19 protein-coding genes and 1 other annotated feature are annotated in these 24654 nt (G+C 51.3%); of the genes, 2 read left to right on the forward strand and 17 right to left on the reverse strand.

What is annotated here, in order from left to right; translation table 11 throughout:
- Position 1: 1 nt before the first annotated feature.
- Together NSS64_RS23230 and NSS64_RS23235 are read right to left on the reverse strand one after the other, a co-directional pair.
- A complete protein-coding gene (locus tag NSS64_RS23230) occupies positions 2-6817 on the reverse strand; it encodes a hypothetical protein (protein WP_341141678.1) in 6816 nt (2271 codons plus the stop codon).
- A 14-nt stretch (positions 6818-6831) separates the two neighbouring features.
- A complete protein-coding gene (locus NSS64_RS23235) occupies positions 6832-8475 on the reverse strand; it encodes a clostripain-related cysteine peptidase (RefSeq protein ID WP_341141679.1) in 1644 nt (547 codons plus the stop codon).
- 243 nt (positions 8476-8718) lie between these two features.
- Between NSS64_RS23235 and NSS64_RS23240 the strand changes: the two genes are divergently transcribed.
- Entirely contained in the window at positions 8719-9696 is a 978-nt protein-coding gene (locus tag NSS64_RS23240; RefSeq protein WP_341141680.1) for a tRNA dihydrouridine synthase, read from the forward strand.
- 144 nt (positions 9697-9840) lie between these two features.
- On the opposite strand, the gene groL is transcribed toward NSS64_RS23240, so the two are convergent.
- The 7 genes from groL to NSS64_RS23275 form a co-directional block, all read right to left on the reverse strand.
- Positions 9841-11475: a chaperonin GroEL gene (gene groL / locus NSS64_RS23245; RefSeq protein WP_036723193.1), complete on the reverse strand. Its 1635-nt coding sequence runs from the start codon at positions 11473-11475 to the stop codon at positions 9841-9843.
- Between the two features lie 88 nt (positions 11476-11563).
- The gene (gene groES / locus NSS64_RS23250; protein ID WP_036723192.1) at positions 11564-11845 is read right to left on the reverse strand and encodes a co-chaperone GroES; all 282 of its coding nucleotides are present in this window, start codon (positions 11843-11845) and stop codon (positions 11564-11566) included.
- Positions 11846-12149: 304 nt separating this feature from the next.
- Positions 12150-12914: a twin-arginine translocase subunit TatC gene (tatC, locus tag NSS64_RS23255; protein WP_340943721.1), complete on the reverse strand. Its 765-nt coding sequence runs from the start codon at positions 12912-12914 to the stop codon at positions 12150-12152.
- Positions 12915-13052: 138 nt separating this feature from the next.
- Positions 13053-13295, reverse strand: a complete 243-nt coding sequence (tatA, locus tag NSS64_RS23260; protein WP_340943723.1) for a twin-arginine translocase TatA/TatE family subunit — start codon at positions 13293-13295, stop codon at positions 13053-13055.
- A gap of 131 nt (positions 13296-13426) precedes the next feature.
- On the reverse strand, positions 13427-13912 hold the full coding sequence (locus tag NSS64_RS23265; protein WP_036693720.1) for a MogA/MoaB family molybdenum cofactor biosynthesis protein: 486 nt from the start codon (positions 13910-13912) through the stop codon (positions 13427-13429).
- 91 nt (positions 13913-14003) lie between these two features.
- Complete coding sequence (gene moaC, locus NSS64_RS23270; RefSeq protein ID WP_340943724.1) at positions 14004-14480, reverse strand: cyclic pyranopterin monophosphate synthase MoaC; 477 nt, start codon at positions 14478-14480, stop codon at positions 14004-14006.
- Positions 14471-15133 carry a 5-formyltetrahydrofolate cyclo-ligase gene (locus NSS64_RS23275; RefSeq protein ID WP_341141681.1) on the reverse strand — a complete coding sequence of 221 codons (663 nt, stop codon included), beginning with the start codon at positions 15131-15133 and terminating at the stop codon, positions 14471-14473. The genes moaC and NSS64_RS23275 overlap by 10 nt, the downstream gene beginning before the upstream one ends.
- Before the next feature lie 216 nt (positions 15134-15349).
- Between NSS64_RS23275 and NSS64_RS23280 the strand changes: the two genes are divergently transcribed.
- Positions 15350-17305, forward strand: a complete 1956-nt coding sequence (locus tag NSS64_RS23280; protein ID WP_341141682.1) for an ABC-F family ATP-binding cassette domain-containing protein — start codon at positions 15350-15352, stop codon at positions 17303-17305.
- Between the two features lie 351 nt (positions 17306-17656).
- Here NSS64_RS23280 and NSS64_RS23285 read toward each other — a convergent pair whose 3' ends face one another.
- The 8 genes from NSS64_RS23285 to NSS64_RS23315 all read right to left on the reverse strand — a co-directional run bounded on the left by NSS64_RS23285 (position 17657) and on the right by NSS64_RS23315 (position 24631).
- The gene (locus tag NSS64_RS23285) at positions 17657-18058 is read right to left on the reverse strand and encodes a hypothetical protein (RefSeq protein WP_341141683.1); all 402 of its coding nucleotides are present in this window, start codon (positions 18056-18058) and stop codon (positions 17657-17659) included.
- Positions 18059-18310: 252 nt separating this feature from the next.
- Positions 18311-19873: a 2-isopropylmalate synthase gene (locus NSS64_RS23290; RefSeq protein WP_341141684.1), complete on the reverse strand. Its 1563-nt coding sequence runs from the start codon at positions 19871-19873 to the stop codon at positions 18311-18313.
- 75 nt (positions 19874-19948) lie between these two features.
- Positions 19949-20239: a binding site (T-box leader), on the reverse strand.
- Between the two features lie 164 nt (positions 20240-20403).
- On the reverse strand, positions 20404-20574 hold the full coding sequence (locus tag NSS64_RS32805; RefSeq protein ID WP_445667807.1) for a hypothetical protein: 171 nt from the start codon (positions 20572-20574) through the stop codon (positions 20404-20406).
- 111 nt (positions 20575-20685) lie between these two features.
- Positions 20686-21735: a tRNA (adenosine(37)-N6)-threonylcarbamoyltransferase complex transferase subunit TsaD gene (gene tsaD, locus NSS64_RS23295; protein ID WP_340943735.1), complete on the reverse strand. Its 1050-nt coding sequence runs from the start codon at positions 21733-21735 to the stop codon at positions 20686-20688.
- Complete coding sequence (gene rimI / locus NSS64_RS23300; protein ID WP_051477836.1) at positions 21732-22256, reverse strand: ribosomal protein S18-alanine N-acetyltransferase; 525 nt, start codon at positions 22254-22256, stop codon at positions 21732-21734. Before rimI ends, tsaD begins: the two co-directional genes overlap by 4 nt.
- Positions 22253-23080 (reverse strand): tRNA (adenosine(37)-N6)-threonylcarbamoyltransferase complex dimerization subunit type 1 TsaB, encoded by an 828-nt coding sequence (tsaB, locus tag NSS64_RS23305; protein ID WP_341141685.1) that lies wholly within the window; start codon positions 23078-23080, stop codon positions 22253-22255. Before tsaB ends, rimI begins: the two co-directional genes overlap by 4 nt.
- Positions 23077-23568 (reverse strand): tRNA (adenosine(37)-N6)-threonylcarbamoyltransferase complex ATPase subunit type 1 TsaE, encoded by a 492-nt coding sequence (tsaE, locus tag NSS64_RS23310; RefSeq protein ID WP_445667808.1) that lies wholly within the window; start codon positions 23566-23568, stop codon positions 23077-23079. Before tsaE ends, tsaB begins: the two co-directional genes overlap by 4 nt.
- Positions 23569-23656: 88 nt before the next feature.
- Positions 23657-24631 carry a DMT family transporter gene (locus tag NSS64_RS23315; RefSeq protein ID WP_341141686.1) on the reverse strand — a complete coding sequence of 325 codons (975 nt, stop codon included), beginning with the start codon at positions 24629-24631 and terminating at the stop codon, positions 23657-23659.
- Between the last annotated feature and the right edge of the window lie 23 nt (positions 24632-24654).

Raw genomic sequence — 24654 nt, forward strand, 5'->3', positions numbered from 1 at the left:
CCTATTTCCCTCCTTGATTTGAGACATATACATGAATGTTGAAATAGTCGCGTTTATCCGTTTGGATATATACGGTGTACCAACCGCTCGTAACATTATCGAGGGTATACACTCCGCTTTTCTCCCGCAGGACCGTTCCTTTTGTTTTCATCTGACCTTGTGTTAAGACCCCTTTTTCATAACGTGCATACGAGATCCCGGAGAAATTCTTCAATGAAATTTCAACCTTGTTTCCAAGAACGGACGCAGCATTTGAGCTGTCTGGCATCACGCCGTTCACAAGGGCTATGGTGTCATAAAGACCTACCAGGCGAACGGTCCGGCGAATAGTGGTCTGATTCCCTGCATCATCTCTTACCGTATAGTCGATATAGTACGGGTTCGAGCGGACAAATTCATTGGCCGAGATGTTGTCAGGGTTAAACACCCGTCCGCCTGATCCATAGCTTATGGTGACCCGGTTCGTCAGGTCCACCTTTTTACCCGCAACCATATCCGATGCTTCGAAGTCCAGAAGCTTGGACTTGTCATAGGCAATGGAGGCATCTTTTTTAGGCGTCATGCCTTCGATGAAGATGAGCTCTTCCCCATTTTTAAGTTTTAGCACAGGGGGTGTTTTGTCGATTAGACCAATGTCAACACCATACGAGGTATAGGTCCCTGTTCTTCCTTCAAGGTTAAAATTGTAAAGTCCATTGTCTCTATAGTTCATGGACTTCTCTTGTTCCCACGGATCGTTCCCGCCCACGAATTTAGCATCTTTATCTGTGATTACTGTGACATTCACATTCTGGTTCGTTGCCGGGTTCTTGTCGGTTCCCACAACATATCCTTCTTCTTGTCCAGAGGTGTCAACACCAACAACAATCTTGTTTTGATGATCCTTTTCCACCCACTCGCCACTTTGGTTCTGTTCGAGATATTTGTATGTCCAGCGGACTTCCTTAACCCTTGGGCCTCCTACTTCAATTCCTTCAACCGTTACGAGAATTTTTTGCGTGATGCCTGTTTGGTCCCTAATTTGAAAGACGTGCTCCCCGTTAGTTTTAACGTTGATTACTGCCTCTTTATAGGACAGGACATCACCGGCTTCGTCCTTCACTTCAGTCAGAAGTACATGTTCATATCCACGATAAGAAACGGTAAGGTCTGTTAGTTTCCTAAGAATGTCCAGCGGAACGCCATCACTGTCACGGATTTGGTCAAAGGTTACATTCACGCTCAGCTTATCTTCAGCTAATGTGGCTGTGGCTTTGATTTGCGGCGGTGTGGACACAATATTGGATACGGTAATTACTTCCTGGCCTTCATTGCCATAATCGTCAACAAAGAACATGGACACTGTACCATTTTTTCTAAAGCGGACAGCTTTTGTGCCGGGGATATGTACGATATCGTTGGCAGTTAGGCTTCCGGCAGGTTCTACACCGGTGACTGTTATCGTTTTGAACTCCTTACTGAACTGTGTCAACTCCACATTCACGCTTTGTGCAGTAATGGTGGTTGGTGGCGTACTGTACGTTTTTGCGATTGCAGTTGGCACTACTTTGTTAATGTTTGAGACGGTGATTGGCGTCGTCCAACGGTTTCCAGCGTAGTCATAGGCGGTCACATTGTAAATTCCTGAGCTGTCCAGTTCTACGACATATTCATTCTCAAGCGGCTCCCCTTTGAAGGGATAGACCACATCGCCCTTCTTCACCTCTGCAAAGGCGATTTCACCTGAATCATCCGTTAAAGTGATCGTTGCAAAGATATTTTTGTTGGTCTTGGCCGTATTCGATAACACATAGGATGTTTGTCCAATCGTATTGTCGTAATGGTTATAGCTAACCGTATGAGAACCTGTGTTGCCCGAAAGATCCTTAAATTCAAATGTGAATGTGTGATTATCCTCCGTTAGAGTCCTTGAGAAGGCTGCGTTGTTGTTTGTCATCGCAAGCGTTTTTCCGCCTCCGGTAAACTTGAGCGTTGCCATAACCCTTCTATAGGCTTTTCCTTCTGTGATTGGAACCCAGTTCCCAAGATAGTTCTCGTAGCTGTATTCAACCTTGTAGTGTGTGTCTTGCGTAATTGGCGTTTTATCAATATTCGAGACTGTGACCGGCAGTACTGTTGCTATTCCGGCTTTGTTAGTCACTTTGAAATATACCGTTGCATTCTGCTCGAAGGTTTCGGTATGCGAAACAACAGAGTCAATAGGGCTGAAGCTTATGCCGTCATACGAACGTTCAAGTTTTAAAATCCCGCTTTCCGGGTCATATACAGAAAGTGTTGCGGTAACATTCTGGTTGGTAGAATCCGTGATCGAATAGCCTACTTTTGCAGCTGGTGCAGTTTCGTCAACCACTGTAATGGCAACATATTCATCTTCCATCCGGTCAGCTTCCATGCCTTCTGCCGTGTATGACTCGAAATAAGCTGATTTTGTTGTTTTGCCGTCTCTTAGCGCTTCAAATACAAGCTTTGAATAAGCTGTTCTTCCTTCTTCTGTAAATGAAGGGTCCGGAACACTTAGCTCTGTATTGAGTTCTAATCCAGATAACACAGCATGTTCAACAAAGAAATATTGTCCGGCATAATTTGGATTTGGAACTACAATATAATACAGCTTGTCCCCTTGGTTAAAGGATATGAACCCGCCGTTTTGGATCGTTTGACCATTTTTCTCTACATAACCTTTAGTATCAAAGCCTGTAACAAATTCAACCTCAGGTGTGAATTCTAGAACGCTATCCCTTCCAACCTCGTCCTGAATATAGAGGCTGATTTTATTATTGTTTTGGATAACAACCTCATAGTCCATTACATAGTTAGCGGAGGTTGTTAAAAGTCCTGTATACAGAAGGTTCGACCTTGCCATATCACCCACAACGTCTCCATCTACAGGTGCGTTTGGCATTACGGTTACTGGAACATTAAAATAAACGCTGACCGTTGCGGTGGTTTTTGTGGTTCTAGGGTTTGCGCTGACACTTACAATGGCCGCCGCCGCGTCAACCAGGTCCAGTTTTGCGTCAAAGAACACTTTTTCAGTCACATTTCCTGCGGTGTCGGCGGCTTTGACCCCAATGGCATAGCTTCCGCTAAGCCCCTTCAAGTCAATTTTGTAGGTTTTCTGTTTGTTGCCTTCGCCATTAATGATGACCGGACTACTCTGCATTTCCACAGATTGGCTTGATTGAAACAAAGCATAGTCCGCTTCGGTTAGAATATGGTTGTCTGCCGGGTCTTGAATAAGCGCGAAGGAAACGGTTGTATCGTTCTTGTCCGAGACATCAACTGTAATCTCACCATCTTGTCTTGCTCCTTTGGTCACGATGCTACTTGAAGCAAGCGCAGATGGAGCTGCCCGGTCAATGTTAGATACGGAAATAGGAACCAGAACATGATTTCCAAGCTCGTCAGACAGGGTCAGGTTTGTTGATATATTTTCGCTTACCGTTACTGTGAATGCACCGTCTGTATATGGAGAAACCGTGATTTTGTCTGCATCCTCTGGTGCAACGGTCAGTTTGCTAATCCCTGTACCAGCATCACTTGCGATGATTGTTGCTGTCACGGATGCGTTGGTTGGCTGAATGGTGCTATAGTCCGGCAATTCAAAGGTTGGTGCCTGGCTATCATACAGAATGGTGAGCGGTCTCGCTTCTGTTAAAAACTCCGGTCTGTCGTCCGCAGGAGCATTGATGAGTCCAAACTGGACGTAGATGGTGTTGACACCTTCTTGAAGCGGAACCGGTGTGTCGAGTGTAAATGCATAATTCCCGCCGGAATTGTTGCTCGCTGTGAACTCAGGAACTAAAACGCCGTTATCTGTTGGCATGCCGTCCGTTGTTGCATAATATACCGGGTTTTGATATTTCAATGCGCTATCAGAAGTCCATGCTGCATGCGGTTCATTCAACACAGCATAGATACTATAGGTTCCATCCGTTGTTGTACCCATTCCGTTTACAGTCTTTGGCTCCGTAAAGTTCAATGTGTCAATGATCGCAGCTTCTGACCTCATGCCAAAGTAGGGGGAAACCTTTTTGCTTACTCTGCCATGCGGATCTTGTGCCACAACAACAATGCTGTACGCACCTGATGGAAGTCCTGTTAACGTCAAGGTCTGATTAACCTGTGCTATATTGTCACTGTCCAGTGTCAGTGTCAGCGGATAGTTCGGCATACCCTCCATTCTGATCTCGGAGTCCGGCTTGGATACATAGTAATATGCACTGGCAATTTCACTGCGGTCTGTCACTTTCACGTTAAACTGATGGGATGATTTAAAGAGATTGTGCTGACTTCCTACGGTAAATTTAATCTCTGGAGGATAGGCGTCATACGTGTATACTTGTGAGAATTCGGCAGTGTTACCAGACTGTTTATTTTTCACCCGATATTCAAGGATATATTTCCCGTCCATCAGCACTTTGGTTCCGCTAAGATTCGTTTTTTCAGCTGCACCAACATCATCGCTTGATTCGTATACTCTGAATTTTTGTGTAAAGCTGTTGTCATTGCCAGGATCAGAAATCCACCGGTAACTCGTTTCAAGGTTTGGATTGCTTACGTCAAAGCTAAGGTCAAAATGCGGCTTTGGAAGACTGGAATCCTCCGTAATCAGTGTGTCAGCAACATTTCCATTGAAAATACTCACAGGCTTTTTATAGTATCTGGAGGCTTGCTCGTTTCTAGAATCGTTCCCCAGTGAGTCTACTGTGAAATAATAGAGAGTTCCCTCAAAGTTGTCCCCTTTTGGAATAGATAGCATGGCAGTTGTGCTATCACCCTCTGAGTCTACGAATGCCCATGTGCCTTGCGTTGAAGCCATTTCTGCGGAGGCAGCTTTAATTTGATGGATTGGCGTGTCAGGTGGCGCTGTGATCCCGTTCATAAAGGTATAATATGTTCTTGACCAGCCGTTATTGCTTTGCTCAAGGTCGTTCATTTCAAAGCTATAGTCATTTCTTTTGCGAAGCTGTGCATCTTGCGGATGTACCGTTTCGGTTACGGTCACCCGTGGAGCCAGATTATCGATTTTGATATTCTCAATTTCTGCAAATCCGGCCTCTCCGCCCAGCGGATTGTCGGCTTGATCCCATCCATACAGCCGGAGCTTGAATTCGCCTTCCGTTGGAACAATTGGACTTAGCTTTATGCTAACGCCATTGATAACCTGGGTGTTAATAGGTGCGGTAACTTTTGCTCTGTTTCCTGTACCGTCAAAGTTTGTTATTCTTGTCGCGGCCGGTTCATAGGAATCACCGGTTTTCTTGTACAGCTCATAATTCAAATAGTTTTGATTCGACTCGCTGTGGGCGACATTTCCGTCCGGATAGAGGGTTTCGCTGGCAACCATATAAAATCCATGCAGCTTTTTGATGTTGCCTTGAATGGAATCTGCCCCCGCCAGGTCATTTCCAGTTTGGTCGGTCACTCTTACAGTTGGGGTTTTGGTGTCCACTTTATGAGTTGAAAAATAAAAACTTTGTGATGCCGGTGATTCTGGAGTTGGATTCTCTAAATAATAGGCCTGAGCCCGGCCTTTTTTCGTTAGATGGGTAGATACGTTGTCAAGCTGAAGCCTTATACCCTCGCTTTCCACTGCGCTAACATCCAGCCGGACTTGTCCAGTGAACTGAAGCTTGCCGTTTGGTTTGCCGTCATCGCCCTCCAGTTTGGTCATGGTTAGGCTGGCAAGCGGTGTTGTCGTGTTGTTCCCGATATATAACGAAGGCGTGGCTTGGAGGTTGGTGATCAGCTCCGTTTTAATTTCTTGCGTCATGGTTTTTTTATGAATGGACACCGCTTCAACCGTGATATTAACATCTGTGAATTTACGGTTGAGATACAGATTGTCCTGGCTCGGTGAATAGGTAACCGTTTGAGTGATATCGGGGTTGCCGAGGTTATATATGCTACGATAGAACGTATAAGTTACATCTTTATAATAGTAGTCCGCTTGCCCTATCTTTGTTGTTAAATAGGTTTTCACTTCCGGATTTCCTGAGCTTGTATGGGCAAAAGTTCCCCCGAGGCTCTCAGCATTGGTAGACTGGGCAAGCAGCGCCACTCTATAGGTCAGTGAAATCTCTGCTTTGTCCTTGGCAACCATCTGATCGTGAAGCTTCTTGCGGTCAATATTGAGCTCAAACGTTTTTGTTTTTGTCGGTTCCTGGAATGTCAGCCAATCCCTGCCCACAGCGTCGTCCGAAACGCTATAGCTGACAACAGGAGCATCCTCATATTGCATAATGTCATAGTGACCATATTGATCTCTGACATAGTTGTCCCACTCTGCACGTTCAGAGCCTGACGAATTCGCATCCAGATAGAACTCTCCTCCATGCTTATCAACGTCACCCATATCGGTGAATTTTCTTTTGGTTACGTCCGAAATGTCACGATACAGTCTACCCTGGTCTTTTGTCCATGAGTATATTGGAATGGTCTTCGTCTGTGTTGGATTTATGTTTCCGCCAATTTGAGGAAGCCACAGAACTACCGACTCACCGTACCAGTCATCACTGCCCACCAGCCAAAAAACGAGCTCGTTCATTCTCCACGGTGGAGTATTTTGCAATTTAAATGTATGTTGTGTATCAGACCAAGCGGCAGCGCCGCCAAAATTTGTTGCTTGATCAGAGTTTACTCCAGATTCATATGTACTTACGCCCATATAAATATCATCGCCGGTTCCGCCGTTCTCGTTGCCTCCTGTTTTCACACCAAACACATAATTGTACTCTGTTGCTACATTCGCATACACAGGCGCTACTGATGCGAGAAGCGAAAATACCAGCATCAAGCTTAAAATCTTCTTCATAAAATACCTCCTCGTTAGAAAATCGTTTCTATATACTTTGAACTTAGACCCATAGCCTGTAGTTCTTCTTTCATTTCATGTGTGCGTGCAATTTTTCTGCTAGGAACATATAAAGCCACACCGTTGCGGTTTTTATAACCTGCTGAATTTCTTACTTCGAAGGCAAGTGCTTGGGCGGCGGCAGTGACTTCTGAAGATTGGCCTATAAGCTCTATAAGATCATATTGATCGAATATCCCGTCGTTTTTGCCTAATAGCTCTGAGTGGTTTGCAAGGTCTGATAGTGAGCGATCAAATTTTGCATTTCCTATGGCCTTAACCAAGGATTCCGCCTGAGACAGCTTCAGCATTGATAGGGTGGTTTGCATCTTAGCTTCCATCCCTGAATGAAGGGTAAAGGAGTCTAAAATTAAACGTCCTATCCTTTCAGTGCTGATCTGCGGGTTTCGCTCTAGCGCACCTATCCATGTGGTATAGTACAAGCCTGCTGCGGGGGTTGAATCTTCAGAAGCTATGAGATATTTGCCCTGATCTCTAAGCGCATAGGCAGTTTCAACGGTGCCCATAAGACAGGCATCAAAGACGATTAAGTCGAAATACATATCTGATGAACCGATCGCTTGGGAAAGCTCCGAGACCTTCATCGTTTTTCGTTCATTTAGCTCGTCTGCGCCAAATCCGCCCATTGTTCCATACCCATGGTCCCATAGAATCAGGATATAACGTTCACTTGGTGCAACGGCTTTGCCCCAAACAAGAAAATCCCTCAGTGTTCTAGGGTCTGATGCGGCGGTTTGGATGCGGCTTTCGTGCTTTTGCAGCTGTCCACGACTAACTTCAAAGCGTTCGGATGCTCCATCGGTCATATATTTGTTGTGATATTTAAGCGTTCCGCCTGTTTGCAGCAGGATCTTCGTATTTTGGTTGGGTTGACCACGCAAAATTTCTTCCAAGTCATCGGTTAGCCGGCCTTGCTGTGATTCAAGGTCAGAACCTACTGCATAGATTAAAATCGTCGTTCCATTCAACCTTTTATCCTGCTCCCAAAGTGCCCTTGCCTCGTTTAAAGCTTGCGTGGTGAAAATATTTGCTGTACTAAGGGTTTGACCTAGCGTGGCAAGCTGGTTTTTGGGTCTTGTGTTTAGAACATAACTGCTTATTTTTGCAAGCGTTCCCCGGTTGAATTCGCGTTCTTGGGTAAGGTCTAATCCTAGAACTATTGAGGCGAAAGAAACCGCAGTTCCATAAGTGAAGTCGCCCTTTGTTTCTGAATATCCCAACACCCTTAAAACCATTGAACAATACTGGTTAAGCGAGACGGGCCGGTTACCGCCAAAACGAAACTCATCTATTCCATTAACTACACCCTTGGTATAGGCATACGACACGTAGCGGCCTTCCCACCCTGTATCAGTAAATGGACTTTTGTAGGTGCTTTTCAGGACCTCTTTCTCCTTCCCCCACAGACGCAGCATCATTACAAGGGCTTCTGCTCTGGTGGGCACCCGCGACAGCTCATACCCATTCTCCGTTCCACTGAACAATCCCAAGCGGTTAAGCGCTTCTGCATAGCTGGAGCTTTGTGCCGCTGCTGTTGATGGAGTTATTGCAAGAAGAAAGATTAAAAAAATGATAAAACCTCTGATTTTTGTCATCATGTTCCGGCCCTTCAATTGATTAATCCTATTAAGCTACAATTCTACATGGCGGATTAACCCCTGTGTGAAAGTTAAAGAAATCTTTAAGTTCGCGCTTGCCGCTCGACTTTGGCAGACACCACAAATGTGTCCGTCGTTCACACCATTGTGCATCAAACGAAAAATAATGATACTATGTATGATGGGTAAAAGACTTTGCTATAGACTATATCGTTTTTATATGTTGCAACAGGAGAAGATAATATGAGTAACGAACCAAACTTTTGGCTGGATTTACCGAAACCGTTTTTTATATTAGCTCCAATGGAAGACGTCACAGATATTGTATTTCGTCACGTCATTAGTGAAGCTGCAAAACCTGACGTATTTTTCACGGAATTCACAAGTGCAGAAAATTATTGTCACCCTGTTGGAAAAGAAAATGTAGGTGGCCGGTTAATGTTCACAGCTGATGAGCAACCGATTGTCGCTCATATTTGGGGCAATAAACCTGCACTTTTTGAACAGATGAGTATTGATATGAAAAAACTTGGTTTTCGTGGTATCGATATAAACATGGGATGCCCAGCACAAAACGCCGCAGCCAGTGGAAAAGGGGCCGGATTAATACGCCATCCTGAAGTTGCAGCAGAAATTATTCAAGCAGCAAAAGCAGGTGGATTGCCGGTTAGTGTTAAAACAAGATTAGGTTACTCTAAAATTGATGAGTGGCGCGATTGGTTAGGACATATATTGAAACAAGATATTGCGAATCTGTCCATTCACCTTCGTACCAAAAAAGAGAAGAGTAAAGTAGCTGCACACTGGGAACTAATTCCTGAAATAAAAAAATTGCGCGATGAAATTGCCCCAAATACGCTGTTAACCATTAATGGAGATATTCCGGACCGCGCAACAGGATTAAAAATAGTTGAACAATACGGCGTTGATGGTATCATGATTGGCCGCGGCATTTTCACTAATCCATTTGCTTTCGAGAAAGACTCTAAAGAACATAGCGCGAAGGATTTTCTCAGTTTACTTCTTTTACAGTTGGATCTTCACGATAAATATTCAACAGAAACCTTGCCACGTTCATTTAGACCACTTCTTCGTTATTTCAAAATCTATGTTCGTGGATTTAGAGGCGCAGACGAACTAAAAGACCAATTAATGGAAACCACTTCAACAGACGAAGTGCGTCGTTTAGTAAAACCTCTTTTAGATCAGGAATTAGATTGAAGAATATTAAAAGATTTGAGCTATGAAAAAGAGGCTTCCCACAAGTTCAATGAACTCATAGGAAGCCTCTTATTTTTGCATCATGTGGTCAAACGGTGTTTCCTTCTCAGGAAACCCTTAATGCATAAGGGTTTGTCACCCTTATTACATCATGCCGCCCATACCGCCCATGCCGCCCATATCTGGCATTCCGCCACCAGCAGCGGCTGGTTCTGGCTTGTCAGCGATAACCGCTTCAGTGGTCAGGAACATAGCCGCTACGGATGCTGCGTTCTGCAGCGCATAACGGGTTACCTTGGCAGGGTCAACGATCCCTGCTTCGAACATGTTTACCCACTCATCGGTAGCAGCGTTGTAGCCGATGCCGATAGCTTCTTTTTTCAGGCGGTCCACGATAACGGAGCCTTCCTGGCCTGCGTTAGCAGCGATGGTGCGGACAGGTTCTTCCAGTGCGCGCAGCACGAGGTTCACACCAGTTCTTTCGTCGCCTTCAGCTACAACAGCAGCTACAGCAGCATATACGTTCACAAGAGCTGTACCCCCACCGGATACGATACCTTCTTCAACCGCAGCGCGGGTTGCGTTCAGGGCATCTTCGATGCGGAGCTTGCGCTCTTTCAGTTCAGTTTCAGTAGCAGCACCGACTTTGACAACGGCTACGCCGCCAGCCAATTTTGCCAGACGCTCCTGCAGTTTTTCTTTGTCGAACTCGGAAGTGGTTTCTTCCAGCTGGGAACGGATTTGGCTAACGCGTGCATTGATGTCCGCCTTGTCGCCGCTTCCGTCTACAATTGTAGTGTTTTCTTTGGTTACGCGCACTTGACGGGCGTTACCCAGTTGCTCAATGGAAGTGCTTTTCAGATCCAGTCCAAGCTTCTCAGTGATCACTTGGCCGCCTGTCAGAGCAGCGATATCCTGCAGCATAGCTTCACGGCGGTCGCCGAACCCAGGAGCTTTAACCGCTACAGCATTGAACGTTCCGCGCAGCTTGTTCACAATCAGCATCGCCTGAGCTTCGCCTTCGATGTCTTCAGCGATGATTACCAGCGGACGCGCCTGTTGAACGATCTTCTCCAAGAGTGGAAGAATTTCTTGCGTGCTGCTGATTTTCTTGTCTGTAATCAGGATGTACGGGTTCTCCAGAACGGCTTCCATTTTGTCCGTATCCGTGATCATGTACGGGGAAATGTAACCACGGTCGAACTGCATACCTTCAACCACTTCAAGCTCTGTCAGGAATCCGCGGGATTCTTCAACGGTGATAACGCCGTCTTTGCCGACTTTTTCCATAGCTTCAGCAATCAGTTGGCCCACTTCTTCGTCAGCAGCGGAGATTGCAGCTACTTGTGCGATCGCTTGGGAATCCACAATCGGCTTAGCGATATTCTGCAGTTCAGCGACAGCAGCCTTCACTGCTTTGTCGATCCCTTTACGCATAACCATCGGGTTAGCGCCTGCAGTTACGTTCTTCAGACCTTCGCGGATCATAGCCTGAGCCAGAACCGTTGCAGTTGTAGTACCGTCACCCGCTACATCGTTAGTCTTGGTAGCTACTTCTTTAACGAGCTGTGCGCCCATGTTCTCGAAGGCATCTTCCAGTTCGATTTCCTTGGCGATAGTCACACCGTCATTGGTGATCAGCGGGCTGCCGAATTTCTTCTCCAGCACCACGTTACGGCCTTTTGGACCCAGTGTAACCTTTACTGCATTTGCCAAAGCATCAACCCCGCGCAGCATTGCACGGCGAGCATCTTCACTGAACTTAATTTCTTTTGCCATTGTATAGTTAACCTCCTAATATTATTGTGAACGTAATCTTAGCTTGTGTATAAGTACTCTAAATCTGACTTATGAGCGACGCTTAAGACTAGTCAAGAATAGCGTGAATGTCGCTTTCTTTCATAATCAGATATTCTTTGCCTTCGTATTTGATTTCAGTTCCGGCATATTTCGAGAAAAGCACACGGTCGCCTTCTTTCACTTCCAGCGCTACACGGACTCCGTCTTTCAAAGCTCCGCTGCCTACAGCGATAATAGTACCTTCTTGCGGCTTCTCTTTGGAAGAGTCCGGAAGCACGATCCCGAAAGAAGTGGTTTCCTGTTGCTCGCTTGGTTCTACCAATACGCGTTCACCTAGTGGTTTAATCATGAAAAAATAGCCTCCTTTGAAATTATGTGTTTTGCTTTGAAAACATAGATAGAGCTGCGGGGATCTGCGCCATCAGCATCCCTTACGGAATGTTGCTCCGGCCAATCCCGGTTTTTCAGCAGCGTTAGCACTCAACCCTCTGTAGTGCTAACAACAATTTTTATGATACTCAACTTGAAGACGGATTTCAAGTCCTTTTACACAAAATCGTATTTGTTTTTGCCAAAATTATGGTTTCAGCGCTTGTCCGGCCCGCACTCTCCTACATTCTATCCAGCAAGGGGCATATTATGCCCCCCTCCCACTAATCTGCCTTCACATACCGCGCCTCCCGCTTAGCGTCCTCAGCCAACTGCCTGCGGTAGACGAATGCGGACAGAAACACACTGAATTCATACAGCACCAGCAGCGGAATCGTCACCAGAAAGTCCGAGATGAAATCAGGCGGTGTAATGACCACAGCAATGAACACAAGCGCGAAATAGGCATAACGGCGCATCTTGCGCAGACGCAGCGGGTTCAGCACCCTGAGCTTGGTCAGGAACATGACAATCAGCGGCAGCTCGAAGAGCAGGGCCAGCGGAATCACCAGACTGAACAGGAAATCGAAGTATTCGGCGATGCCGTAGGTCTCCTCAAGCCCCATATTCCGCGTAATCGAGATGGTGAAGGATAAGGCCATAGGGAACACTATGTAATAGGCAAAAGCAATGCCGGCAATAAACAACACAAACACATAAGGCACATAACGCAGGGCAGCGCTCCGCTCCACAGGCCGCAGGCCGGGGCTGATGAACGCCCATAGCTGGAAGGCGATAAACGGCACGGAGAAGACCAGCGAGACCGCCATAGCGATCTTCATATACATCCCGATTCCATCCCAGAAGGAGAACGCATGCAGGACGAAGCCTTGCGCAGCATCGGCGCTGATCAGGTACAGATAGATTGGCTTGGCGACGAATAAGCCGAGCACAAGTCCTGCTACGAACACGATCAGCACGTAGATAAGACGTCTGCGCAGCTCCGTCAGATGATCGACGAGGGACATTTCTTCCTCTTCCAGAGACATGACTGACACCACCCGGATTGACATATTAGCAATAGATAAGTTATATCGTGAAACATATAAATTCTATTTCAAAAAAAGGGCGCCGCCCCGGTCTAAAAGCAGACCTGGGAAAGACGCCCCTGCGTGGGAACCTTAAAATTATTCCGGCAGACGGCGGTCCTGCGGAAGTTCTGCTGCAGCCGTCTGCGCCGCCGCAGGAGCAACTGTATCGCCCCGCTTGGCCGCTTCCGGCTCGTTCACAATCTCCCGTGCACCGTCCTTGAATTCACGGAAGGTACGTCCGACTGCCCGCCCCAGCTCAGGAAGCTTATTGGGACCGAAGAGCAGCAATGCCAAGATAACCAACAAGATAATTCCGGGTGTGCCAATACCACCTAACATACCGGTTTCCTCCCATCCTTCTGTCCGTTCATGACAATAGTTAACGATAAAATAATAATACCATAACTTATATCACACATCCATTGTGTATCCTGAACGATTTAGACAAAAGTGAATAGAGCAAAGTCCGATTACTGGCGATATTGTCCCGTAACCATTAACAGAGCCTCCGGAAGCTGATCCATAATCGCCGCCAGATTCTCATGTACCCCCTTCGGGGTACCGGGCAGATTGACAATCAGAGTTCTTCCACGGATGCCGCAGATTCCCCGGAACAGCATAGCTGCGCGGTTCTTCTGCATCACCGTACTGCGCATCGCCTCGGAGAGTCCGGGCACTTCGCGTTCAATGACCCGCCGCGTCGCCTCCGGCGTAACATCGCGGATGGCCAGATCGGTTCCGCCGGTTGTCAGCACCAGATCCGCCTGGAAATAATCCGTAAGCTCAATCAGTGCAGCAATAATCTCATCCTGCTCATCAGGCACGATCCGGTATTCAATGATCTCGCCGCCCAGCTCCTCCTCCACCAGCTCCCGAATCACCTGGGCGCTCGTGTCTTCCCGTTCGCCCCTGGCCCCTTTATCGCTGGCCGTCAGGATTGCTGTTTTCCACGCCATAGGTTGTCCCTCCCTCTCTATGTACTATGTATATCCGGCTGCTGAAGCAGCTGCCGCTGCGCCTTCGGCTGTATCATTCCCTGCTTCTGCTCTATTCTGCTTCCAGCGCGTAATCCCCATTCTTGCCGCCGCTCTTGGACACCAGCATCGTAGGTCCGATAATCATGTCCTTCTGCAGCGCCTTGCACATATCATATACGGTCAGCGCCGCTGCCGATACAGCAGTGAGCGCCTCCATCTCCACCCCGGTCTTACCGGTAGTGCTGACGGTTGCTTCTATATATAGTTCATCTTTGTTGTTATCCATGAAGCGGATATCCACTCCGGTAAGCGGCAGCGGGTGGCACATGGGAATCCAGCTTGCGGTCTGCTTCGCCGCCATGATTCCTGCAACCTGAGCTACCGCAAGCACATCGCCCTTGCGGATCGTTCCCGCCTTAATGGCGTCCAGCGTCTCCGGGGCCATATGCACCTGGCTTCTGGCTGCCGCTGTCCGCCTGGTAACTTCCTTGTCGCTCACATCCACCATGCGGGCTCTGCCCTGCTCGTTGAAATGAGTTAATTCCATGTAGCCCTCTCCTTCCGGCAATCCCAGATGCCGTTCTCCGTAATCAGCAGATCCATTAAGGCATCATGCTCCTCAAGCGGTACTTCCGGTACCAGCTGGAGGCCGTAGGCCAGACCAATCCACATAGGCTTGGCAGCCTTACCGGGGCCCCCTGTCTCCAATGCGGTGTGCAGGCGGTCATAATATCCTCGTCCGTAGCCGAGGCGTCCGCCCCGCCGGTCAAAGGCCAGTCCTGGCACGAAGATAACTTCCGGCCAGCCGCTTCTCCGTCCTGCTTGCGCGAGGGGGCCGGCAAGAGCAGCACTCCCGGCCGGCGGCTCCATGATCCCGTAGGTTCCGGGGACAAGCTCATCCCAGGAGCTTACCTGGTGAAGGCTTAAGTCACCGCTCTCCCGGTTGACGCGGGGAAGCAGCACCTCATGCCCTTCCGCCCATGCCGCCGCAAGAAGCGGACGGCAGTCCAGCTCGGAGCGAAACGGCGCATACGCAAGCAGTGAAGCTGCGCCTTCCTGCGAGAACCAGCTCCAGGCATGGGCGCACACCCGGGCGGATAACAGCTCCCGCTGCTCCAGGGGCAAGGCATCGCGGAGCGCGGTATTCCCGGTGCGAAGCTCGTGCTTCCGCCCGGCAAGCTGCATGCTGTGCTCCTGCATAGGCAGCCTCCTCCTTCACTTGTTCCTAGCTTATCATAGTTTGTAAGCTCAGTTTACCACTCTTCTCACCGGTTCGCCAAGGTTGATTCATTACCCTTGTTAGCAGAATGGACCTCGCACGCCCCACCTTTTTCATGTAAACTGGAGAATAAGATTAGACGATCGCCTGGGCGCAAGCCGCCGAGGCCAATTTGCAAGGGCGGAGGTTTCATCAGAATGCTTCTTCAAGCGACAGGAATTACGAAATCATACGGTATACAAAGCGTGCTGGACGGCATTAGCCTAATGGTGAACGAGAGGGAGAGAGTCGGGCTGGTTGGCGTCAACGGGGCAGGCAAATCGACCTTTCTGCAGATTCTCGCGGGTGAGATGTCTTATGACAGCGGACAAATTCATAAGTCTAAAGAGACTACGATTGGCTATCTGGCCCAGAACAGCGGCCTGCAGTCGGATAACACCATACAGGAAGAGATGCTCGCGGTATTTGCGCCGCTGCTGGAGGCAGAGGCCGAGCTGCGGCAGCTGGAGACGGACATCGCCGATCCGGCACTTGCCGAAGATCCGAAGCGTTATGAGGATCTGCTGGAGCGCTATGCCAGACGCTCTGACTGGTTCAAGGATCACGGCGGCTATGAGATCAATACGCGTATCCGCAGCGTGCTGCACGGGATGGGCTTCGGGGAGTTCGCACCGGATACTCCAATCTCTACCTTAAGCGGAGGCCAGAAGACACGTCTGGCACTGGCCCGCATCCTGCTTCAAGCGCCTGATCTGCTCATGCTCGATGAGCCGACTAACCATCTGGACATCGAGACCCTCACCTGGCTGGAGGATTATCTGCGCGGTTACGCCGGCGGCATCCTGGTCGTATCCCATGACCGGTATTTCCTTGACCGCCTGGTGACGACCATCGTGGAGATCGAGCGGCACCAATCGCGCAGATACACAGGCAACTACAGTCGCTATATGGAGCTGAAGGCTGCGGAATACGAGATTCGTATGAAGCAGTATGAGAAGCAGCAGGACGAAATTTCACGGATGGAGGATTTCGTGCAGCGCAACATTGTCCGGGCCTCCACCACCAAGCGGGCACAGAGCCGCCGCAAGGCCCTCGACAAGATGGAGCGTATCGACAAGCCGCTGGGCGACCTGAAGAAGGCCAGCTTCTCCTTCGAGCCTGACTTCATGTCCGGCAAGGAAGTGCTGCAAGTCCGGGAGGTCGCAGTCTCTTTCAGTCCTGAGGCTGCACCGCTCTTCCGCAATGCCTCCTTCGAGCTGCGGCGCGGCGAGACAGCGGCGCTGATCGGACCGAACGGGATCGGGAAGTCTACACTGCTGCAATGCATGACCGGCACCCGCGAGCCTTCCCGCGGAACCGTGAACTGGGGAACCAAGGTGAAGATCGCCTACTACGACCAGGAGCAGACCCGGCTGAATCCGCGCAATACGGTGCTGGAGGAGCTGTGGAGTGAATATCCGATGCTGGAGGAGGCCAGAATCCGTACGATTCTCGGCAACTTCCTGTTCAGCGGCGAGGATGTACTTAAGAAGGTAGCTGCGCTGAGCGGCGGTGAGAAGGCCCGGGTGGCCCTGTCCAAGCTGATGCTGCGCGGAGCCAATATGCTGATTCTCGATGAGCCTACCAACCATCTGGATCTCGTCAGCCGCGAGGTGCTCGAATCGGCCCTGATCGATTTTGAAGGCACCCTGCTGTTCATTTCCCATGACCGTTATTTCCTTAACAAGATGGCTGAACGGGTACTTGAGCTGCACCCCGACGGAATTGATCAGTATTTGGGCAATTATGACGACTATATTGAGAAAAAGCTCGAGCTCAAAGCGATTGCCGAAGAGGAAGCCGAGCTTGCCGCCGCCAAGTCCTCCAGGAGTGCCGACATTGAAGCGATATCCGCCGAGAAAGGCAGCTCCCTCTCCTATGAGGCGGACAAGCAGGCTAAACGTGAGGAACGGAACCGCCTGCGCCGCATCTCCGAACTGGAAGAGAAAATCGCGAAGCTGGAGGAAGCCATTTCGGGAATTGAACATGAAATGACTAAACCTGAGGTGTATCAGGATTATATGGCGCTTCAGGAGCATGAAAGTGAGCTTAAGGACAAAAAACGCGAGCTGGGAGATTTATTTAGCGAATGGGAGAAACTGGCTGAGGAATAATGTTAAGGCGCATCAAAAAAAATTTTAACAGTTTCCAATTTGTTCAAATCTGGTTATCCACAGCCTCATCCACAGTTTCCGTGCATAACTATCATCTAAAATTAGCCCTTCGGGGCTTTTTTCATGCGTAAAATGGCTACTTTGCTTGTCAAGGACTTTTTATCCACCGAATTATCCACATTATCCACAATTCTCACAATTTTGTTTCATAGCATAACCTCTTGTTTATGGTGCTCGCAAAAAAGGCGTTATTGCTGATTTTACACGGTTTTTACACAACTCGTGCGGAATATGTGGATAACGTTGTCCACAGGTTGACAAATGCCGCACGGGGCAAAAATCATGTTAGGTTTAGGCGATATGAATGCCCACTTGCCCGCCATCCGGCCCACGCTCCCACGCAACGCCGAATGTGGTCGGTTTTTCGATTACATTTCGCTCGCGCACCCTCACCCGGCGCATTGTGGTCGGTTTTCCGACTACATTTCGCTCGCGCACCCTCACCCGGCGCATTGTGATCGGTTTTCCGACTACATTTGGCTCGCGCACCCTCATCCGGCGCATTGTGGTCGGTTTTTCGATTACATTTGGCTCGCGCACCCTCACCCGGCGCATTGTGATCGGTTTTCCGACTACATTTGGCTCGCGCACCCTCATCCGGCGCATTGTGGTCGGTTTTTCGATTACATTTGGCTCGCGCACCCTCACCCGGCGCATTGTGATCGGTTTTCCGACTACATTTGGCTCGCGCACCCTCATCCGGCGCATTGTGGTCGGTTTTTCGACTACAATGCGCCCGTCAGCCGTCGCGGCATATAATGTGTTCGGTTTTTCGTATACATTTGGCCATACGCCGCCCTGCCAGCCCTGGACAGCAAATACGCCTCTGCCGATGTCGGTGACATGGCAAAGGCGTCCATCCTTGAGAAGCGTTGAATCTGCGAGACAACATCGCTCTAGTCCCTGGTTTCTGGTTTCTGGTTTCTAGTCTCTGGTCTCTAGCCTCTAGCTGTTCACCGCCGAGCCGGGAGAGGGCACCGCTGATTCCGACAGCAGCGCCGCATTGCAGGCGGCGATGTAAGCAATGCCTGCGGCCATCACGATATCGTGATGGATGGCCGTGCCCCGGAACTTGGTGTCCTTCCACTCCACCATGACGGCGGCCTCGGCCTGGGCATTCCCGCCGCTGCCGAGGGAATGCAGCTCCAGCCCGTCGAAGCGGATATCCTCGGCAATCCCTTGCCCTATAGCGGCAATGATTGCTTCCAGCGGACCGTCTCCGGTGCTGGTCTGGGTCGTCTCTGCGCCGCTCTGCAGATGGCGCACCGTCACTGCAGCCACGCGGCGCGGCGCGCTGCCGGCCAGGACCTGGACCTCGCCGAGCGCATAGACCTGCGCCTGCTGTCCTGTGGTGCTGCTGACCATCCGCAGCAGCTCATCATCGCTGACGGCCTTCTGGCGGTCAGCCGTCTCCTTGAAGGATGCGTAGAGCGCGTCCAGGTCCGCCGAGTCCAGGGCAATGCCGTACTTCGCGGCGCGGTCCTTCAGCGCATGCCTGCCGGAATGCTTGCCGAGGATAATCATGCTGCGCGGGATGCCCAGCCGCTCCGGGTCCATAATCTCGTAGGTGCTGCGGTCCTTCAGCAGACCGTCCTGATGGATGCCGGATTCATGCTGGAAGGCATTACGCCCGACCACCGGCTTGTTGAAGGCAATCGGGAAATGCATCGCCCCGCTGATGATCCGCGAGGTATCATACAGCTTATCCAGCACGATTCCGGTCTCCGCGCCGATAGCGTCTCTGCGTGTCTCCAGAGCCATGACCAGCTCCTCCAGCGCACAGTTGCCGGTCCGCTCACCTACTCCGTTGACCGTAACCTCAATCTGCGTAGCGCCGCCTTCAATCGCCGCCAGGCTGTTCGCTACGGCGAGGCCCAGATCGTTGTGGCAGTGGGCGCTGTAGATGACCTTGTCGCCGCCCCGGGCTCCAAGCCGCACACGGCGGAACATCTCCCCGTATTCCTGCGGCAGCGCATAGCCTACCGTGTCCGGCAGATTGATAATCGAAGCGCCCTCTTCAATCACCGCTTCGACCATCTCAATCAGATCGTCGATGCCCGTCCGTGCAGCATCCATTGCAGTGAACTCTACCACATCGCAGAACTGGCGGGCATAAGCGGTCATCTCTCTGGCAACTGCTACAACCTCAGGGCGGCTCATGCGCAGCTGATGGCGCAGGTGGATGTCGGAGGAGGAGATGAACAGATGAATCCGCCGCCGCGCGGCATCCCGGGTGGCCCGTACAGCAGCATCGATATCCCCCTTGACTGCACGTGCGAAGCCGCAGATCTCCACGCCCTGAATGTTGCGGGAGATCGTCTCCACCGCAGCGAAATCCCCCGGGCTGGATACAGGGAATCCCGGCTCCATGACATCCACTCCCAGGTCCGCCAGCTTGCCGGCCAGAATAATCTTTTGCTCAGGGGTAAGACTGGCTCCCGGGGCCTGCTCCCCATCGCGCAGCGTCGTGTCAAAAATCTGAATACGTTTCTTTACCGGAATAATCATCGTAATTCCTCCTCAAATTAGGTTTATATCATGGAGGGCTGCCTCCTAAAAAGCACAAAGACCCCCCGTCTCTTATAAAGAGACGGGGGGTCAGCCCTCCGCGGTACCACTCTTTTTGACGCATAGGCTCCCTGATGTCAGAAGTCCTGGCTGCGTCCAGCTTAGTATCAGACTCGCAGCCCCGATTAACGGAAGCTCTAAAGATCTGAATAGTCCGGTAACGGGGACATCCGTAGCAGCGTACCTGTAGCTCTTTCCGCCGCTCCGCTCACGGGCGAGATTCGCCGGCCTCCGGTGTCTGCGTCGCACCTCCCCGCAGCTCTCTGTTCACCTTGGCCGTCTACTGCTCCCGATCCTTGCGTGTCATTCCTATAACCTTCTCACAAAATGTGCACAAAAAAAGCCTGCCGTCTCATTCAAGAGACGACAGGCTGTTCACTGTCGCGGTACCACTCTTGTTGATATCCGAACCCGCTAATCTTCCAGCTGTTCTGCGATACCCACTCCATGTCTGCAAGGTTCCCGGAATGTTACCACTCCGTCCAGCCTTGACTGACCACCCTCTCACGGAGGTTAACCGTAACGGTGTACCTAAGGTTGCCGGATACATCCTGTACCGGCCAGCGCTCCTGTTCAAAGAGCTCCCTGCTTCCACCGCTCCGCTCCCGGACGAGTTCAGGTCTCCATCGACTGCGTCGCACCTTCCCGCAGCTCTCTTATCCCGGAGTGACCTTACTGCTTCCGATCCTTGCGTTTGTTCAAATATAAGATGATTGAATTGAACTGATTATACCCGGCGGCTTCTGCAAAAGTCAATAGGCAGATACCGACCATTTCTCCAGCGAATAACCGGGATCAGCTACCATATCCAGTGGAATTCCGCCTTCATGTCTCCATTTCACATAAGCTGCGGCACCAATCATCGCCGCATTATCCGTACAATACACGGGTGGAGGGATAATCAGCTCAATCCCTTCTGTTCCGCAGCGCCGGATCAGGGCTTCGCGCAGCCCCTTGTTCGCCGCTACCCCTCCGCAGAGCAGAAGCTGCTCCGCGTGGTATTCACGGACGGCACGGATCGCCTTCTCGACCAGCACTTCAACTACGGATTCCTGGAAGCCGCGCGCAATAGCCGCGACATCCGGCATAAGCCCCTTCATCTTGCTCTGATTCACCGCGTTCAGCACCGCGGACTTCAGTCCGCTGAAGCTAAAGTCATACGAGCCCGGCTCCAGCCACACACGCGGCAGAGCGAAGGCTTCCTCCGCTTCATGCGCCAGCTTGTCCACATGCGGCCCTCCCGGATAAGGGAAGCCCAGGGCCCGCGCCACTTTGTCGTACGCTTCGCCGACGGCATCGTCACGGGTGCGCCCGATGATCCGGAAGCTTCCTTCCCGCTCCATATGCACCAGCTCTGTATGCCCCCCTGACACCACCAGCGTCATACCCGGATACTTCAATTCCTTGACCAGCCGGTTGGCATAGATATGACCGGCAATATGATGTGTGCCGATGAGCGGCTTGCCCCAGGCCAGCGCCAGGCTTTTGGCAGCCACGACTCCAACCAGCAGCGCCCCCACCAGTCCCGGACCCTGCGTTACCGCCACTGCCGTCAGCTCCTGCGGACGTACGCCTGCCGCGCTTAAAGCCTCTTCAATGACCAGCGTAATCACCTCGACATGCTTGCGGGAGGCCACTTCAGGCACCACACCTCCGAATGCCCGGTGGGTCTCAATCTGGCTGGAGATGATGTTGGACAACACCTCACAGCCGTCCTTCACTACAGCTACAGACGTCTCGTCACAGCTGGTTTCAATCGCCAGAATCAATACAGGCTCCCTTGCGCCCGTGTCTGTCTTCATTTCAAGTCCACGCTTCCTTCCGTTACAGCTTGCTCCCCGTACTCCGGCAGATCGGCCCACATGATGAGCGCATCCTCGCGGTTGTCCGAATAATAACCCTTACGGGTACCGGCAGGCTTGAAGCCTTTTTTGCGGTATAAATTCTGGGCCACCTCATTGGAGACCCGTACTTCAAGCGTGATCGACTGCATGCCGAGATAAGCCGCCGTCTTCATCAGCTCGTCCAGCAGCCGCTCGCCCCATTTACGTCCCCGGTAGGCCTCCAGCAGTGCAATATTGGTGACATGCGCCTCATCGACAATCGCCCACATTCCCGCGTAGCCGATAATATGCCCTGCCAGCTCCATTACCATATATTTAGCAAAATGATTGTGGGTCAGCTCGTTGCGGAAGGCTTCCTCTGTCCAAGGCATGGTGAAGGCCTCCCGTTCAATCACAAGAATCGCAGGCACATCCTCCAGCCGCATCAGGCGAAAAACAAGCTCAGTCCCCTGAGCCGGTCTACGTTCCGGTTCGATCATCGTGTATTCAGGCTCCCTTCGCTGCTGCGGCGCAGATTCGCCTCCGCCTCCGACAACTGCGTATAATTGGGAATCAGCGTATGCACATCTCCGCTCTCTTCGTAGAGACCCGCTTCCGCCAGAAATCCGGTCCAGCGTCCTTCCAGCTCATAAGGCAATGCCTGGACGTTGGCTGCTTCCATCAGCGGAGCCAGCATGTCCGCACTTCCGTGCAGCGCCGTCTCCCCTACGAACCACAGTGTGTCCGGCAGATTGCCCTCAGCTGCGGCTTCCTTCAGCCGTACCGCCAGCTCCTGCACCCAGTCGGCCATCAGCCGGATTGCATCCGGCGCCAGCCGCCGGGGCGGCTTGTCCCCGTCCGCCGCGAATACAGCGGTGTATGCCTGTCCCCGCCGGGCATCGATCAGCGGAATGATCCAGTCTGTTCCTGCCGTGCCGGGCGCAAAAGTTATAGCGTCTTGCTCTTGCAGCGCAGAAGCCGCATGGTATCCGCCCCAGGCCAGCGCATGCAGGCTGGATACACCGGTAACCGGTACGTTCCAGGCCCAGGCCAGCGTCTTGGCTGCAGTCACAGCAATCCGTGTTCCGGTATAGGAGCCCGGGCCGATCCCGACCGAGATTCCGCCGATTCTGTCGGCTGTAGTGGCAGACGCCTGAAGTGCCTGCTCAATAATAGGCAGCAGATGAACCGAATGGTTCCGCTCCCCGGAAGCGTTAATCTCATGCAACAGCTCCCCGCCGCCAGTCACGGCCACTCCCAGAACTGCCGTTGATGTATCCAGCGCCAAAAACCGCTTGCGCGGCTCATTATTCGAGTTCGTCATGTTTCTTTACCCCACTTCTGGATCAGCATCCGGCACACTTCGCCGTAAGGCTCTCCGATTCCGGTCACCGTAATCTCCCGTTCCTCCGGGCCGGCGGTCTTCAGCTCTATATGGAGATGCCGCGGCGGCATCAGTTCAGTAATGATTCCGCTCCATTCCACCAGACTCACACCCTGACCGTAGAAATACTCTTCCAGTCCCAGCTCGTCCGCTTCCTGCAGCGATATCCGGTATACATCCATATGATACAGCGGCAGACGTCCTTCATACTCTTTGATAATGGTAAAAGTAGGACTATTCACAATACCTTCCACACCCAAGTGGCGTGCATAGCACTGCGAGAACGCTGTTTTGCCTGCACCTAGATCCCCGTCAAGTCCGATAACCATCCCCGCCGATGACGCGGCAGCAATGGCGGCGGCAAGTGCCTCCGTATCCTGAAGGCTGAATGAACGGGTTGTGAACACCGTTTGTGTATTATTATCCAAAGCTGCAACTACCACCTTTATGAAGATCCCTTAACAGTTAACAATACTTTTAATTATATCGGTATGCTACTTGCACCGCAACAGCCTGTCAGTCCGTTGAGAACGCCGGAGCCGCCGCAGGCTTCCCCGGATGCCGGGAGAACAGGCTATGCAGCATCATACCACCAATAATGACCGCAATCCCCGCCCATGACAGGAGGGATGGCAGCGGCGAGTCCAGTAAGAGCATCTCCCCCAGCAAGGCGAACAGCACCTCAAGTGACTGGGTCGCTTCCACGGCTGCCAGACTGCTCATGCTGCCCCGGACCAGATCGGTAGCCCGGAAAAACAGCACCGTAGCCACAACTCCCGAACTGAGTGCAACAATGACTGATTGTCCTATTTGCGGGGAGGAGGGCAGGCCTGTATCTGCCATACCATACAGAGAGACAGCCAGCCAGAAGGGCAGGCTGGCAAGCGTCATACCAAGAATCCGCTGGAATACATCCAGTTGGCCGCCGCACAGCTCCATCATCTTACGGTTGCCGAGCGGATAGGCGAAGGAAGCGATAAGGACCGGGACAATGCCCAGCAGGACCTGGGAAGGGGCAAGCTGCCGCGCCTGCTCCACTTGCAGCAGCGCTACTCCGGCGAGAATAATCAGGGAGAGGAGCAGCCCGCGCAGCGGGATTTTACCTCTTATGTATACTCGTCCTCCCGGTCCGCTAACCCATTCTCCGAAGAACGGAGCCAGCAGCGAACCGGAGATAATTGTGATCTGCCACGTTCCTGCTGTCAGCCAGCCCGGTGCATAGGCAGCGGCGAAGCAGATGGGCGCGTAGAACAGGCCGAACCCGACAGTGCCCCACAGCAGCCAGGCTCCGGGCCGTTCTCTCATCGCAGCCAGCAGCGGCTTCAGCCTCCCTCTTCCGGCCACAATCGCCAGCAGCAGCGGGAGCGTGAACAAGTACCGCAGCGAGGCGCTCCACGCCCAGCTTCCTCCCGCAAGCTCCATCCTCCGGTTCAGCACAAACGTCACCGCAAAAAACAGCGCCGAGCACACACCCAGCAATATCGGACGCACTTCCATCATCTCTTTTCGTCAAA

Origin of the sequence: Paenibacillus sp. FSL H8-0122, assembly GCF_038005345.1 — a bacterium.
Taxonomy (GTDB): Bacteria; Bacillota; Bacilli; order Paenibacillales; family Paenibacillaceae; genus Paenibacillus_AQ.

Excerpts from the sequence above, each read along its gene's own strand:
- tatC (WP_340943721.1), bottom strand. The coding sequence starts at position 12,914 with ATGTCTCTGGAAGAGGAAGAAATGTCCCTCGTCGATCATCTGACGGAG.
- NSS64_RS23240 (WP_341141680.1), top strand. The coding sequence starts at position 8,719 with ATGAGTAACGAACCAAACTTTTGGCTGGATTTACCGAAACCGTTTTTT.
- NSS64_RS23290 (WP_341141684.1), bottom strand. The coding sequence starts at position 19,873 with ATGATTATTCCGGTAAAGAAACGTATTCAGATTTTTGACACGACGCTG.
- NSS64_RS23230 (WP_341141678.1), bottom strand. The coding sequence starts at position 6,817 with ATGAAGAAGATTTTAAGCTTGATGCTGGTATTTTCGCTTCTCGCATCA.
- moaC (WP_340943724.1), bottom strand. The coding sequence starts at position 14,480 with ATGGAATTAACTCATTTCAACGAGCAGGGCAGAGCCCGCATGGTGGAT.
- NSS64_RS23280 (WP_341141682.1), top strand. The coding sequence starts at position 15,350 with ATGCTTCTTCAAGCGACAGGAATTACGAAATCATACGGTATACAAAGC.
- groES (WP_036723192.1), bottom strand. The coding sequence starts at position 11,845 with ATGATTAAACCACTAGGTGAACGCGTATTGGTAGAACCAAGCGAGCAA.
- groL (WP_036723193.1), bottom strand. The coding sequence starts at position 11,475 with ATGGCAAAAGAAATTAAGTTCAGTGAAGATGCTCGCCGTGCAATGCTG.
- NSS64_RS23235 (WP_341141679.1), bottom strand. The coding sequence starts at position 8,475 with ATGATGACAAAAATCAGAGGTTTTATCATTTTTTTAATCTTTCTTCTT.
- rimI (WP_051477836.1), bottom strand. The coding sequence starts at position 22,256 with ATGATCGAACCGGAACGTAGACCGGCTCAGGGGACTGAGCTTGTTTTT.
- tsaB (WP_341141685.1), bottom strand. The coding sequence starts at position 23,080 with ATGACGAACTCGAATAATGAGCCGCGCAAGCGGTTTTTGGCGCTGGAT.
- NSS64_RS23275 (WP_341141681.1), bottom strand. The coding sequence starts at position 15,133 with ATGCAGGAGCACAGCATGCAGCTTGCCGGGCGGAAGCACGAGCTTCGC.
- tsaD (WP_340943735.1), bottom strand. The coding sequence starts at position 21,735 with ATGAAGACAGACACGGGCGCAAGGGAGCCTGTATTGATTCTGGCGATT.
- NSS64_RS23265 (WP_036693720.1), bottom strand. The coding sequence starts at position 13,912 with ATGGCGTGGAAAACAGCAATCCTGACGGCCAGCGATAAAGGGGCCAGG.
- tatA (WP_340943723.1), bottom strand. The coding sequence starts at position 13,295 with ATGTTAGGTGGTATTGGCACACCCGGAATTATCTTGTTGGTTATCTTG.